12 protein-coding genes are annotated in these 14,534 nt (G+C 38.6%); 5 read left to right on the top strand and 7 right to left on the bottom strand.

The window, feature by feature from the left end; all coding sequences use genetic code 11:
* Positions 1-110 precede the first annotated feature (110 nt).
* From rnr to AC1M9P_RS04190, 4 genes are all read left to right on the top strand, one after another.
* The gene (gene rnr, locus AC1M9P_RS04205) at positions 111-2,549 is read left to right on the top strand and encodes a ribonuclease R (RefSeq protein WP_481586820.1); all 2,439 of its coding nucleotides are present in this window, start codon (positions 111-113) and stop codon (positions 2,547-2,549) included.
* 69 nt (positions 2,550-2,618) lie between these two features.
* The gene (locus AC1M9P_RS04200; protein ID WP_179999281.1) at positions 2,619-3,176 is read left to right on the top strand and encodes a hypothetical protein; all 558 of its coding nucleotides are present in this window, start codon (positions 2,619-2,621) and stop codon (positions 3,174-3,176) included.
* 66 nt (positions 3,177-3,242) lie between these two features.
* Positions 3,243-5,282, top strand: a complete 2,040-nt coding sequence (locus AC1M9P_RS04195) for a M3 family metallopeptidase (RefSeq protein WP_481586793.1) — start codon at positions 3,243-3,245, stop codon at positions 5,280-5,282.
* 40 nt (positions 5,283-5,322) lie between these two features.
* Positions 5,323-5,532: a YheV family putative zinc ribbon protein gene (locus AC1M9P_RS04190; RefSeq protein WP_481586819.1), complete on the top strand. Its 210-nt coding sequence runs from the start codon at positions 5,323-5,325 to the stop codon at positions 5,530-5,532.
* 91 nt (positions 5,533-5,623) lie between these two features.
* Here AC1M9P_RS04190 and AC1M9P_RS04185 read toward each other — a convergent pair whose 3' ends face one another.
* The 5 genes from AC1M9P_RS04185 to AC1M9P_RS04165 all read right to left on the bottom strand — a co-directional run bounded on the left by AC1M9P_RS04185 (position 5,624) and on the right by AC1M9P_RS04165 (position 11,072).
* Positions 5,624-7,009, bottom strand: coding sequence for a TRAP transporter large permease subunit (locus tag AC1M9P_RS04185; RefSeq protein ID WP_373683318.1), 1,386 nt, complete (start codon positions 7,007-7,009; stop codon positions 5,624-5,626).
* A 1,173-nt stretch (positions 7,010-8,182) separates the two neighbouring features.
* Positions 8,183-8,770 carry a rhombosortase gene (rrtA, locus tag AC1M9P_RS04180; protein ID WP_481586792.1) on the bottom strand — a complete coding sequence of 196 codons (588 nt, stop codon included), beginning with the start codon at positions 8,768-8,770 and terminating at the stop codon, positions 8,183-8,185.
* Positions 8,771-8,854: 84 nt separating this feature from the next.
* On the bottom strand, positions 8,855-9,898 hold the full coding sequence (locus AC1M9P_RS04175) for a hypothetical protein (RefSeq protein ID WP_035265182.1): 1,044 nt from the start codon (positions 9,896-9,898) through the stop codon (positions 8,855-8,857).
* A gap of 537 nt (positions 9,899-10,435) precedes the next feature.
* Positions 10,436-10,750, bottom strand: coding sequence for a hypothetical protein (locus AC1M9P_RS04170; RefSeq protein ID WP_481586791.1), 315 nt, complete (start codon positions 10,748-10,750; stop codon positions 10,436-10,438).
* A 61-nt stretch (positions 10,751-10,811) separates the two neighbouring features.
* Positions 10,812-11,072 carry an FAD assembly factor SdhE gene (locus tag AC1M9P_RS04165; protein WP_035265169.1) on the bottom strand — a complete coding sequence of 87 codons (261 nt, stop codon included), beginning with the start codon at positions 11,070-11,072 and terminating at the stop codon, positions 10,812-10,814.
* 179 nt (positions 11,073-11,251) lie between these two features.
* Here AC1M9P_RS04165 and AC1M9P_RS04160 point away from each other — a divergent pair, with 179 nt between their 5' ends.
* On the top strand, positions 11,252-12,424 hold the full coding sequence (locus tag AC1M9P_RS04160; protein ID WP_035265167.1) for an acyl-CoA dehydrogenase family protein: 1,173 nt from the start codon (positions 11,252-11,254) through the stop codon (positions 12,422-12,424).
* 48 nt (positions 12,425-12,472) lie between these two features.
* Here the strand turns inward: AC1M9P_RS04160 and AC1M9P_RS04155 are convergent, their stop codons facing one another.
* Together AC1M9P_RS04155 and rplQ are read right to left on the bottom strand one after the other, a co-directional pair.
* Positions 12,473-13,972 carry a flavin-containing monooxygenase gene (locus tag AC1M9P_RS04155; protein WP_481586818.1) on the bottom strand — a complete coding sequence of 500 codons (1,500 nt, stop codon included), beginning with the start codon at positions 13,970-13,972 and terminating at the stop codon, positions 12,473-12,475.
* A 179-nt stretch (positions 13,973-14,151) separates the two neighbouring features.
* Positions 14,152-14,517 carry a 50S ribosomal protein L17 gene (rplQ, locus tag AC1M9P_RS04150; protein ID WP_034587447.1) on the bottom strand — a complete coding sequence of 122 codons (366 nt, stop codon included), beginning with the start codon at positions 14,515-14,517 and terminating at the stop codon, positions 14,152-14,154.
* Positions 14,518-14,534: the final 17 nt, after the last annotated feature.

Genomic DNA, 14,534 nt, shown 5'->3' with positions numbered 1-14,534 from the left:
GCATCTCGTTTATAATTTATGAACTAAAAACACTTTATTGCAATCATTTACGTGCAGTATTTCTCATCATGTCTTATGCTAAACTTATCTTCTGATATGAAGCCAAAGACATTATGAAAAATTGGGTCGACCCTGAAGCCAAGGCGGAAGCTGAACGTTACGATAATCCTATTCCAAGCCGTGTTCTTATTCTAGAAACGATTGAGAATAAGAAAAAAGCATTGTCTCATGCAGACCTTGTGGAACACTTCGAAATTGCGGATCAAAAAAGTATTGAAGCACTTAGTCACCGTTTAAGTGCGATGGTTCGTGATGGTCAATTGACGAAAGAAGGTTATAAGTTCCAGCTTATGGCAGATCAACCTGTTCATGATGCGACCATCTATATCAATAGCAAAGGTTTAGGGGTTGCGAGTATAGATGGTAAGAAAGAAGAATATTTGTTACCTGAGCGTGAATTACGTCAAGTCTTCCATGGTGACCGAGTTAAAGTTCAACAGACCTCTGTTGACCGTAAAGGTAAATCATGGGGTTTCATTACTGAAATTACCCAACGACGCGTCAAACAGATCATTGGGAAACTCGCAGAATATGAAGGTGAATACTTCATTCAACCAGCAAATCCAAATGCGCATCAACCGATTACCTTAGAAAAAGAACTCATTGCGCATGCGAAAGCTAAAGTTGGTGATTCTCTTCGAGTTGAAATTGATGATTTTCCAAATCGTGAAGAGTTTGCTACAGGTCATATTATTCAATCTATGGCCGACAAATCTGATACTGAAATTATTATTCCTCAAACCATTTTAGAATATGGTTTACCTTACGAATTTCCAGAAGAAGTAGTTCAAGAAGCTGAAAGTTTTAAAGAACCGACAGCACGAGATCGTCAAGGACGCATTGATTTAAGAGATTTACCCTTAGTCACAATTGACGGTGAAGATGCGCGTGACTTCGACGATGCTGTCTATGCAGAAAAACGTCCTGGTGGCGGCTATCGCGTCGTGGTGGCGATTGCAGATGTCAGTCATTATGTTCGTATTGGTAAACCTTTAGATGATGAAGCACAAGAACGCGGTACGTCTGTGTACTTCCCTCACTTTGTCTTACCGATGTTGCCTGAAGCACTTTCAAATGGCTTATGCTCACTCAATCCAAATGTCGATCGTCTATGTATGGTCTGTGATTTGAATTTAAGTCGCGCAGGTAAAGTCACAAAATTTGAATTCTATCCTTCGGTGATGCACTCTAAAGCACGACTCACCTATGACCAAGTTGCAAAATATTTTGAAGGTGATAGTCAAGCTGTACCTGAAGATCGTACAGTGCGTAAATCACTGAATACATTATTCCAACTTTACCAAGTATTAAAAGGTTTACGTGCAGAACGCCATGCAATGGAATTTGAAACCGTTGAAACGTACATGACCTTTGATGAACTTGGTGGAATTAAAGAAATTCTACCAAGATCACGTAACGATGCTCATAAACTCATTGAAGAATGTATGTTGTTAGCCAATGTCGCTGCTGCTGAATTTGCTTTAAAACACGAAATTCCAATGTTGTATCGTGTGCATGAGCCACCTGAATTCTCACGCATTCAAAAAGTTCGCGACTTTGTTAAGTTATTAGGTTTGAAATTCCCTGATCAACCTACACAAGCGGACTATCAAGCGGTCATTGAAGCCACTAAAGACCGTATTGATGCGCCAAGTATTCATGCTGTGCTTCTTCGCTCCATGATGCAAGCTTATTATGGGCCAAATAACGCTGGTCACTATGGTTTGGCGTATGAGGCATACACTCATTTCACCTCTCCAATTCGTCGTTATCCAGATTTATTATTACATCGTGCTATCAAAGCACACCTCAAAAATAAACCTGCACCAGTCTCAGGTGGCGCACTAGAAGAAGCCGGTAATCATTTCTCGGCAACAGAACGTCGAGCTGATGAAGCTTCTCGCTCAGTGACCACTTGGTTAAAATGCCATTATATGCAACAGCATCTTGGTGAAGAGTTTGTTGGCGTCATTAGTGCTACGGCTGAGTTTGGTCTATTTGTCACTTTAAAAGATTTATATGTCGATGGTATGGTCCATGTAAGCCAGCTTGGCGATGACTTCTTTGTCTTCGATCAAGCGAGTCAAAGTTTAGTTGGGCAAAATCGTGGTCAGACCTTCGGTTTGGGTGATGAAGTACGCATCAAGGTTGCAGGTGTCAATTTAGAAGAACGTAAGATTGATTTTGAATTGATTCAACAACTCAGCCATGCAGGTCGCGCTATTCGTAGTCGAGCACCACGTGTCGTAAAGGAAAAACCGGTCACCAAGCAAGAAGCGTTAAATCGCATGTTGAATGAGCCTGTCGAACTCCTAAAAGATAAAGATGAAAACGGTGAACGCCCTGTTCGTAAGAAAAAGTCCAAGGCAAAACCAAGCTCTTATTCTAAAAAATCAGACAAAAAATCTGATGGAAAAGTAAAAGATAAAGCGAAAAAGAAAGCTAAAGTGAAAAAGAAAAAGTCGAATGCGAAAGCTAAATTAGACTAAATCTTTAAAGAGCGCTACGGCGCTCTTTTTTATTTATAATCAATATTATATTAACAAAAAGATATTGTTATGAACGTCACCGAAATCCTCACACTTATTATTTCTTTAACAGCCTTATTAGTGACATATTTAGTTTTTAAAACTAATCAAGCGCCTCAAATTATAGCTTATGCAACTCCCCATTATGGAAAACAGAGTTTCATTCAATTACATATAAAAAATATAGGAAATGGTATCGCAGAAAATATAAAAATTACTAGTTCTCATCCAATACCTCGACGTGCATTTGGTATTACTCACTTGAATGATCCTGTCGAATATTTTGAGACAGGAATTTTTAAACATGGAATCAAAATAATGCATCCCAATCAGGATTATTTTTATGATTGGGGACAATATGGTGGACTAATAGAAGCATTAAATGACCAAGTACTAATTTTTGAAATCAGTTATCAATTTAGGTTTCCTTTGTCTCTTTGGAAATCAAGAATAAAAGATATTTCATCAATCAATATTAGAGAGCTAGAAGAACTACCTGCATCTACTGGTGATTTAAACAATCAACTAGAGAAAATTCACAAAGAATTAGAAAAGTTTAATAAAGAATTCTTAAAAAGACCTAAATAAACTTGATTTCTCTATCCGAGCCCCTTACATCTATACTTAACTCAAAATATTAATTGGCATGACATTATGACTTTAGAAAAGGCAACTTTGCCTGTACCCGATTTTTCTCAAATTACACTTGATCAACTTAAAGCACAGATTGAACAAGCGATTCAAAATGGTCAACACTTTATAAACCAACTCGAGACAGTCCCAGACACGGTACAATTACAATTAAATGTGCTCGATCAAATCGATGAATTAGAAAACCAAATGAGCGAATCTTGGGGAATTTTGTCTCACTTAAATACTGTGATGAACAATCCTGAAACCCGCGAGATTTATCAGTCTCTTTTACCTAGCTTAAGTGAATACTACACACAATTAGGGCAACATACTGCGCTCTATCAAACCTACCAACATGTGCATGATGCACCTATTTTTTCGGATTTACCAGAAGCTCAACAGAGTGCGATTAAACTTGCACTTAGAGACTTTAAACTCTCAGGCGTGGCTCTAGAAGGCGATGCAAAAAAACGCTACGCAGAAATATCAGCTCGTTTATCGCAGCTTTCTTCAGATTTTTCTAACCACGTTCTTGATGCCACACAATCATATTTCAAACCATTAACTGAAGATGAACTTGCTGGTTTACCTGCGAGCAGTATCGAACTGCTAAAGCAATACGGTCAACAACGTGAACTCGATCAAGCCGTGGCGACATTGGATTTCCCTTCTTATCTTGCGATCATGACTTACGCAGATAATCGAGAGCTTCGCGAAGCCTTATATAAAGCATATACCACGCGAGCGTCGGATCAGTCAGATCACCCTGAATATGACAATACTGCGGTGATGGAAGAAATTCTCAAATTGCGCCAAGAAATGGCTCATCTTTTAGGTTTTGATCATTATGCAGCATATTCACTGGCAAGTAAGATGGCTCCAAGTGTTGAAGCTGTAGATCAATTCCTGATTGAGTTGGCAGAACATGCTCGTAAACCTGCCCTACAAGAAATTGAGGCATTAAAAGCAATTGCTCAATCTCATGGTGTAGATGAACTACAACCTTGGGACACGACGTATTTCTCGGAAAAACTCAAAGTTCAACAGTTTAATCTGTCTCAGGAAGCACTTAAGCCATACTTCCCTACCCCTGTCGTCGTTCAAGGTTTATTTAAAATTGTGGAGCGTTTATATGGTATTCAAGTCATTGAACGTGAAGCACCAGTATGGCATCCAGATGCACGATATTATGAGCTTGAAGATCAAGGCAGTGTCATAGGTGGATTCTATTTTGACTTGTACGCTAGAAGTGGGAAACGTGGTGGAGCATGGATGAGCGGATTCCGCTCACGTATGCAAACCAACAATGGCATGCAGAAACCGATTTGTTACATGGTCGGTAATTTTACACCACCGATTGGTCAACAATCTGCGCTTTTGACACATGATGAAGTCGTTACTCTTTTCCATGAGTTTGGACATGGTCTGCATCATATGCTCACAGAAGTAGATCATATCTCTGTAGCAGGCACACATGGTGTCGCTTGGGATGCCGTCGAGCTGCCAAGTCAGTTTATGGAATTCTGGACTTGGGATAATGAAAGCTTGGCTTTAATCAGCCAACACATTGAAACCAAAACACCGTTACCTGAAGAACTCCTTAAGTCTCTTTTGGATGCGAGATTTTTCCAATCAGGCATGCAAACCCTTCGACAGCTTGAGTTTGCCATGTTTGATTTGAATATACATAAACAATCTCCTGCTTTATATGCAACAGGTATTCAACAATCCTTAAACGAAATTCGTGAACAATATGCTGTTCTCCCTACAGCACCATACAACCGATTCCAAAATAGTTTTAGCCATATTTTCGCAGGGGGTTATGCCGCAGGCTACTACTCTTACAAATGGGCTGAAGTTTTAGCAAGTGATGCATTCGATCGCTTTGAACAAGAAGGGATCTTCAACCAAGAGACTGGACTTGCTTTCCGCAAGGCAGTGCTGGCTGTAGGCGGTAAAGATACAGCGCTTGATGCCTTTGTTAAATTTAGAGGTCGTGAGCCTAAAATTGATGCATTATTACGCCATCAAGGTTGGACGAATGACACTAAAACTGCTTAAACTACGCTACTAATTTTTGAAGGTGAGAGTCATTATGTCGATCAAACGTCGTTTCATTGCAGGTGCAAAATGTCCGAAATGTGAAGCTATGGATCGTATTGTCATGCTCACTTCAGGTGATTCAGAATGGATCGAATGTATTGAATGCAACTATTCTGAAAATCGTCCGACACACATTGACGAACCTCAAATGCCTGAGGTTGCAGACGAAATTGGTGTTATTCAATTTAAACCTAGTCCAAGAAATTAAGATGCTTAAAGTCAATAAAGCCAGCTCTATAGAGCTGGCTTTATTGTAAATTCATTAAAAAATAAGCACCCGAAGGTGCTTATTTATTTAATTATTGATACCAACCAAATAACTTAAAGATATAAGGTACATAGGCGATAATTAACATAGCTGGAATCATCACAATCAGAGGAAGAATCCAACGTTCGTATTTGTAGTAGAACGTTTTATCTTTCACTTCTGCATCGGCAGCAGCCACCTCTTCATCACCAATCGACTGCCTTGCGAGCAAGTGATTGAGTGCAACTGGAGGTGATACATAACCCAATTCGAAACCAATTAAAGCAATCATCCAGAAGTGAACAGGATCTATACCATAAGCGTAGGCGACAGGAGCAACTGTTGCTGAAATTAAGATGACAGCACCAAACGGATCCATAATCATACCGACAAATACCATGAGACATACGATCAAGGTAATCACGATATAGATATTTTCAATATCCGTTGGGAAGTGTTCCATCAACTCGATACGCTCTAAGTATCCACCAACGCTGACAGACAATGCCATTAAGATCACAAGCGCCCCGATATGTCCGACTGTTTCACTTGCAGATACATGAATTGACTTCCAGAAACTCACTTTACGTGCAGGATTGTCTGGACTATCCTGTGCTGCAATTTCAGATGCTGACACTCGCGCCTTAGCTGCTTCTTGTTCAACCGAAGTATGGCTTAATGTCGTATCCCAATGTCCTACTGGTGCGAGCGGTGCTGGTTCATGACGTAATTTTTCATAAAGCACCATGACAAGTAAGATGATTGGCATCATGACTGGTGCAGTGAACTCATTCAAATTGGTATTTAATGCATACTTGTAGAATGACCACACGATCAGGAACACGATCACATAAGGAACTACTGCCACTAATGCCTTAGCGGAATTCGGGAATGCAACTGATGGCGCTGCAATACGGAATTTTTGCTCAGCAAAGAACAGTGAAATTAATAGGAACAGTGTCGAAGTGATGAGGAAAACACCGATACCATATTGGTATAATAAATCAGTTGTTACTTCTTTGTTCAGTGATGCAACAACAACAATCAATAGACATGGACGGAGTACCACACCAAGCGAACCCGACATCGCTGCTGTAGCCAAAGCGAATTGACGGCGTCCGCCCGCATTCCAAACTTCTTTATAAATGATCGCACCTGCAGCGATTACAAAAATACCTGATGCACCTGTATAAGCTGTAGGTAATGCAGCAGCAAGTAAGATTAACCAGGTAAGCGTTTCAGGCGCTAGATTCCATGGACGTAAAATATTTAGGAATTTATCAACAATTAATGTCTGCTTTAACAGCATACCTGCCCAAATGAACAGTGATAAATTAAGGAAAATGGTAGAGAACTCAACCAGCTGCCCTAAATAAATCCCTTGACCCATTGGATAGTCCATCACAAAGGTAAAGTTAAATCCTGTTGTGATCGCCATATAGGCATAAAGTGGGACTGACAATAATGCCATGCCAATCGTACCACCTGGCTTCGCATTTTCTGGTACACGGAACAATTGGTACAAACTAATTAATGTCAGTGTACTGAACAAGATTATCCATAACCAATAGATGATTGTCATCTCACTGGTTGGCGGAACACCAGAGTTCAATACAGATCTATACTGACTGATCGCTGAACTGGTTAAGAAACTGTTCGCAAGTATCATTGCGACAGCGTAAACCCGATAATCTAAAACAGAACTTGGACCGCGTAGACCAATGTGGTGGATTTTAAGTGTTGCAGTGATCGCTGCAAGTACCACCATGATAATCAATAGAACTGCCTTATTTTCCGTACCAAATTGGAAAATACCAAAGAAAGTTGTTTCCATGGTTCGGTAAGTTCGTATTGAAGGATTATCTTCTAAATACTGAATTGACTTATCATAGAAGGCATATTTTTCTTCACATAACTGTTGACCAGCCAATACAGAGGCACGAACATCTTCTTCAGACGTTGTACCAAAGATATCTGCAAATTCATCTTTTGCATTAGCTTGCATTTGGTTTTGAACCAAAAGGTCAATATTTGGATTTCGATCACAGACTGGCTTTTCAGGTTCGGCACGCAAGAATGAATACTGCATACCAATTTTTTCGTCACCGTATAGACTTTCACCTATACGTAACATCTGCCCGTGAATCATTTCTCCTGTCCCGATGATGAGCGTCAGTAACAGTAGAAGCAAAATCGTAAACGCAGATATCCACTCAGTCCATATATAACTAAGTAGACCTAACCCAGATCTCTTTTTAGAAGGCTCTTGCATTGTTATTCCATTATTTAATACTGCTATACATTGCCTGTACAGCTCATCTTTTCTAATTCGGGCTTAGGCAAAATCCTTTACCTAATTTCCTTACCACTTTTATCACATGAATCTGACTGATTTTTTTTTAAAAAAGAATGACTGACTTTTCCATTTTTTTTAAATTTATGCCAATTTTCATCAATTCACCTCTTAAGAGCGAGATAAAAACCAACTAAATCAGTAGGCTATACCATACTGTATTTCTTTTTTTAAACAAATATGACCTTAAAAAAATAAATGCAAAAGATTTGAATCTGATCACACATTAAAATAAGTGATAATTAAGCATCAGAGGAATTAAGAGATGTGTGTGTCCTTCACGGAGATGTGCTGATAAATTAAAAAGAACATGCTGAGTAATGCCCCCCATATTGCACCTGTTAAATGTGCTTCAACCAATACTGGGCTACCAATCATTTGCGCAGTATCGAGAGAACCAAAGATATTTTCCCACAAAATTTTGCCCGTGATTAAAGCTAATACAAGCAGCGAGAATTTACGTTCTTTTTCAAATTTTAAAAAATAAACTGCCAAAGCCATATACATACCATGTAGCACCCCTGATAGACCTGCATAAGCTTCAACGCGAGGATAAACATAAAAAAAACTTAAACTAATTAATGGCGGGAGTGCGATCAACAAGTACAACATGTACCTAATTTTGACATATGGGAAGATGAATGGTAGGCAGGCTAAACCCACCATATTCAATGCATAGTGTATCCATCCCACATGTACATAGTGAGCTGTCCATACTCGCCAAATTTCTTCATCCAATACAGGACGCCAATAGAAAAAATACTCCTGAAAAATCTGCAAACTAGCAGCAATACTGATACAGCATGCAATAAACAGTATTTTTCGAATCAGGATAGTATCTTTCATCTTTCGTATTCCTAAAAGAAAAAGAGCTTAAAGCTCTTTTTCTTGAATAACTCCATTTTTAATTTTGAACAAAATTAAAAAATCTTATTCGCCTAATGTGTTCTCGAAAAGATCATCGGCTTCATTGGTCGCTTGATCATCCCAGAAGCTCGACATTCCATCTGCTTCAGTTCGGACACCTGTATTCTCCGTCCAATAACGGTCTGAGATCGCTTGTATCATTTGTCCTGCCATATTATCCAATAACTTAAACTCTGGATTTACAGGAACTTCTTCAGCACGTGAAGCGGCATAAGAACGTAATGCATCACGTATTTTTGCATCGTCACCACTGGCTTGTGCTGCAACAGCATACAAGGCATGCGATAAGCGTACTCCTTTTTGCTCACCAATTTGCATAGATTGTTTAAGCGTTTGGTATGGATCTGGTTTGCCTGCATCAGCTCCAGGTAATAATGTCCAAATCACTGCTCGAGTAGCATTCGGTACGCCCCAGAACTTGTTGTTATCGAGGCAGACCATGCCACGTTCAACAATTGCTGCGATATCTTTAGGAACATGCACTTGACCACCAGAAGCAATATCATTGGTCATCGCTTGTAAGCCACTTAACATGCCTAACAGATATACTGTTTGGTCAAGATTACGACGCATAGTTGGACATGAGTCACCTAAATTATATTTATATTTAGACTGCCAACGCTCCGCAAACAATTGATAACCCGTATATTGACGTTCGGCAGCAACAGCAGCCCAGCGCTTTTGTTCAATACGCGCATCTTGTGCTTCTGTCACTTGACCTGCTTTTGATGCTCTTAGGTATCTTAATTCTGCATCTAAGGCACGATTTTCTGCGCACATCCCTGAAGCTGAATATAAAAGAACTGCCATACGGGTCGGATCAGCACCCATATCTTTAGTCGCCATAATCACAGGAGTCAAAGCTGTGCCCTGATTACACACCATATCCACATCACCCATTGAGAGTACTGGCGGTAAGATGTGTTTTTCACTAAACGCAAGTGATGCATTCGCACCAGTTTTGATTACGTATGAACATCCAGATAAAGTTGTAGCTGCTACAACCGCAATTGCCGTGAAAAGACCTTGAGTCTTTAATTTAGACATACTTCCTGTCCTCAATTTTATAATTTTGTCATCCTTGCGATTTAAAATATCAGATGCAATCGCTGAATAAAAGTGCAGCAATGCACTTCATTAACAATTAGTCTGTCATTGATCTGAATTGAAATAATTGACTTATTTTTTGAATTGTTAAAATTTTGGGCAAAAAAAAGTAGCATTGCGACGGTTCGGCACATGCTACTTATTAAATGGTAAACTCAAGAGAGTTTATTTTGTTCGTTGTTGTGGTGTTCAATTCGTTCCTTCAGCACAGTTCCTAGTCTTCCAATTATAATTGCCATAACAGCAGCAACCACTAGAAACAACCACATATGAATTTCGCTCATTTTGAAATTCCTCATTAGCTGTTGGTATATTTAATGTACTTTAGAAATTTAGATTTCATCGCATTTTTGTCTAACAATTTGATTTTCTTTCATTTTCGTCAAACAATTCATTTTTTGTTCATACTATACGTTTTTAAATAATTGTTTTTTATCATGTTTTAAATTTTAAAATAAAGCACTTTTTGTCTAACAATTAGCCAAAATTTGCATGAGCAATCAAGCTTTTCCATTGTTTTTCATCTATTTGATCTCTCCAAATCACCAAAGAATCTAATTTCTTTTCGTTAAAACTGAGTACAACGAAGTAATGAAAATGAAAAACTCGAGTCAGTTTTGCTTGGTATATTTTTGGATTTGAAGTCATTTGAATCGACCATAAATCTTTGTCTAGTTTTTGTAATTCACTTAATTGTGGTTTTTTTCTAAAACCCCACCAGATAATCAGTATAAATATAATACTGCTTAAAGCATAAATGAGCTCAATACTGATTAATAAAGTAATACTCATGATGAACATAAAGAAAGCGTGAAACACAGCTGAATAAAGGCTGTGTTTCAGTGAATAACGCTCATGGATTATGGACATAATCTTTTAATTTTTGAATAAATTGGCGCAATTCAGGTCGAGGTGGTTCAGAAACCTCCATAAACCAATCCAATAAATCAGGATCTTCTTGCTCAACCAATTCAGCAAACATTGCTTTCTCTTCAGGTTCAGCTTGCAAATAGTATTGCTTTACATAAGGATCAAAATACACGTCAATTTCTTTTAACCCACGACGTGCGCGATAGATAACTTTACGCTCTTCAAGCGTTAATTCATCGTACATTTTTATCCCCTAATCTGTGTTCATTCCATTTTAACTGAAGCCATGAGCTTTGTGTTTTAAAAATATCAATTGACCAAATTCATCAGCATTTCTTGTGTTTTGAGCATTCAACACATTGCACCAATGTTCAGGCTCTCTTATGTTGTGGCTATTCTAATAACACTTATGGAAATATAAATATGCAATCAGGCGCAATTCGACCAATTCCTAATATGTTGCCTCGAAAATTATTCAATGCAGAACATGAAGCCTTTCGTGATACTGTCCGAAAATTCTATGAAAAAGAAGTCGTTCCAAATATTGCCAAATACGAAGAACAACAACATGTAGATCGTGACTTATGGAATAAAGCGGGTGAAATGGGTCTATTGTGTACCACAATGCCTGAAGAATATGGTGGATATGGTGTAGATCGACTCTACAGTATGATCCTCATTGAAGAACAAGCTTATGCAATGGATTCATCAACTGGTTTTTCATTGCATTCGGATATTGTTGCGAACTACCTGAATAATTTTGCCAACGAAGAGCAGAAGAAAAAATGGCTCCCTAAAATGGCTTCTGGCGAAGTTGTCACTGCCATTGCGATGACGGAGCCTGGTACAGGTTCAGACTTACAAGCTGTACGAACTTCTGCAGTTTTAGATGGCGATGAATATGTCATCAATGGTTCTAAAATTTTTATTACCAATGGTTATCTATGTGACATGGCGATTGTTGTGTGCAAGACAGGTAATAGTGATAAAGGTTCAGCCAACTTATCGCTTATCATTGTCGAAGCTGATCGAGCAGGATTCACCAAAGGTAAACCACTCAATAAAATTGGTATGAAAGGACAAGATACTTGCGAATTGTTCTTTGATAATGTTCGTGTACCAAAGGAAAATTTAATTGGTATGGAAGGCATGGGCTTCATCATGCTTATGAAAGAACTCGCATGGGAACGTATGCTTGTTGCGATTATCTGCCAAGCAGGTGCAGAAGCTGCCTTTGCGCACACAGTACAATATACAAAAGATCGTAAAGCATTTGGTAAGCCTATTGGTGCATTTCAAAATACACGTTTTAAGCTAGCAGAACTTCGAACTGAAATAGACTTCTGTCGTTCTTATTTAGATCGTTGTATGGAATTACAACTTGAGGGTACTTTAGGTGTAGATGCTGCCGCAGCTGCAAAATATAAAATTTCTGATATGTTCTCTAAAGTCGTTGATGAGTGCTTACAGTTACATGGTGGCTATGGCTTCATGCTTGAATACCCTATTGCACGCGCATATATCGATAACCGTGCAAATCGTATTTATGCCGGCACCAATGAAATCATGAAAGAACTCATATCACGTTCTTTATAAATAGAAAAAGGAAGCTTTCGCTTCCTTTTTTATTTTAATAGCTATTCATTAAGACACTAATTTAGGCTTTTTTACAGACTGTGCAGGAGCCTTCGCAAATTTTAAAATACCATCGTTAAAAGTCGCATTTTTGAGATCTTTACGATCAGCTAAATAGTTATGCGTTGCCATCCAAGGTGCCTTAGTACCTTGTTTTGGAAGTTGATCAGCCGCACGCGCAATATAACCTGATGACATTTCACCCATAACTGTTTCATCGAGCATTGCAGAATGGTCAGTTGGTGCGACAACTTCATCATAACCGTTCTGATCCATATATTTGAATAAACGGCAAATATAATCAGCAACGACATCTACTTTTAAGGTCCATGACGCGTTCACATAACCAATAACCATCGCCATATTTGGTACATCACTTACCATCACACCATTATAAAGCATATGTTCGCTAGTCTTGATCGGCTGACCATCAACAGTCGCTTTGATACCGCCCATAATTTGAATTTCTAGACCAGTTGCAGAAACAATGATATCTGCATCTAAGTGTTTACCAGATTTCAATTGAATACCATTTTCAGTGAAGGATTCAATATGATCTGTTTCAACACTTGCTTTACCACTACGTAAAATTTTGAATAAATCACCGTCTGGCACTACACATAAACGTTGATCCCAAGGATTGTAACTTGGGGTAAAGTGCTTCATATCTACTTTACCTTTCAACTGCATTTCAATAGATTTAAGAAGTAACTTGCGAACAAGTTGAGGTTGTTTTTTTGACAAAGCAAAAATTGCACGTTGCATTCCGATATTACGAGCACGCGTAAACTTATATGCCATGTCCTCTGTCATAAATTTACGTGTTTTGTCATAAACAAAATCAATCGAAGGAATTGAAGCAATATAAGTCGGTGAACGTTGTAACATTGTTACATGCCCAGCCCCACCTTTTGCCATTGCTGGTACTAATGTGATTGCAGTTGCTCCACTACCAATGATGACTACTTTCTTGCCGGTATAATCTAAATTTTCAGGCCAAAACTGTGGATGAATCAATTGACCTTTGAATTTATCTTGATTTGGAAAATCAGGTTGGAAACCTTGATCATAGTTATAATAGCCTGTGCAGCCTAAGACAAAATTAGCTTGCCAAGTTTGTTTCTTTTGATTTTGATCTTCGATTTCTACAATCCATTTTTTGATTGAAGTATCGTAATTCGCAGAAAGTACACGATGTTCAAAATGAATTTTTTCTTTAATATTGTACTCACTAACAACTTCACCCAAGTAACCTTTAATCGAAGCGCCATCTGCAAGCACATTCGCTTTACGCCATGGCTTAAAATTGTAGCCAAAAGTAGACATATCTGAGTCGGAGCGAATACCTGGGTATTTAAACAAATCCCACGTTCCACCGAAACTTTTACGACGTTCGAGTATTTCAAATTTACGGTTCGGATTATTTTTAATTAAATGTGCTGCAATTCCAATTCCAGAGATACCAGCACCAACAATAAGAATATCGACTTGCTTATCCATTTCTTTTATTAACCTTTTTATAAGAACATTTTTATTAAAACATATTTTTGACAATACACAATGTCAAGTTTGACTAAAAGTTGCAAAAAACATATCAATTCAGGTCAAGTAATGCCAATTGTTAGACAAAAAAAGGCCGGTTTATTCAACCGACCTTTTTTGAACAACTTGCGATGTTCTACACGAAATTATTTAACTTCGCGATCTACTAGCTCAACGTAAGCCATCGGTGCAGCATCACCTGCACGGAAGCCCGCTTTAAGAACACGTAGATAACCGCCGTTACGTTCTTTGTAACGAGGGCCAAGAACGGTAAATAATTTACCAACAGTTGCTGCTGAACGAGTACGAGCAAACGCTAAACGACGGTTTGCTACTGTATCGACTTTAGCTAAAGTGATTAAAGGCTCAGCTACACGACGTAACTCTTTTGCTTTAGGCACAGTTGTTTTGATCAACTCGTGTTCAAACAAAGAATTAGCCATGTTTTGGAACATCGCTTTACGATGACTGCTTGTACGGCCTAATTTCACACCACTATTACGATGACGCATGGTGATAGTCCTACTTA

This window comes from Acinetobacter sp. 25-47-122, from assembly GCF_056779695.1.
This window is presented reverse-complemented; position numbering and strand designations above follow the sequence as displayed.

Coding starts and splice junctions, on each gene's coding strand:
- AC1M9P_RS04200 (WP_179999281.1), top strand. CDS start 2,619: ATGAACGTCACCGAAATCCTCACACTTATTATTTCTTTAACAGCCTTA.
- AC1M9P_RS04195 (WP_481586793.1), top strand. CDS start 3,243: ATGACTTTAGAAAAGGCAACTTTGCCTGTACCCGATTTTTCTCAAATT.
- AC1M9P_RS04185 (WP_373683318.1), bottom strand. CDS start 7,009: ATGGCGATCACAACAGGATTTAACTTTACCTTTGTGATGGACTATCCA.
- rrtA (WP_481586792.1), bottom strand. CDS start 8,770: ATGAAAGATACTATCCTGATTCGAAAAATACTGTTTATTGCATGCTGT.
- AC1M9P_RS04175 (WP_035265182.1), bottom strand. CDS start 9,898: ATGTCTAAATTAAAGACTCAAGGTCTTTTCACGGCAATTGCGGTTGTA.
- AC1M9P_RS04170 (WP_481586791.1), bottom strand. CDS start 10,750: ATGAGTATTACTTTATTAATCAGTATTGAGCTCATTTATGCTTTAAGC.
- AC1M9P_RS04165 (WP_035265169.1), bottom strand. CDS start 11,072: ATGTACGATGAATTAACGCTTGAAGAGCGTAAAGTTATCTATCGCGCA.
- AC1M9P_RS04160 (WP_035265167.1), top strand. CDS start 11,252: ATGCAATCAGGCGCAATTCGACCAATTCCTAATATGTTGCCTCGAAAA.
- rplQ (WP_034587447.1), bottom strand. CDS start 14,517: ATGCGTCATCGTAATAGTGGTGTGAAATTAGGCCGTACAAGCAGTCAT.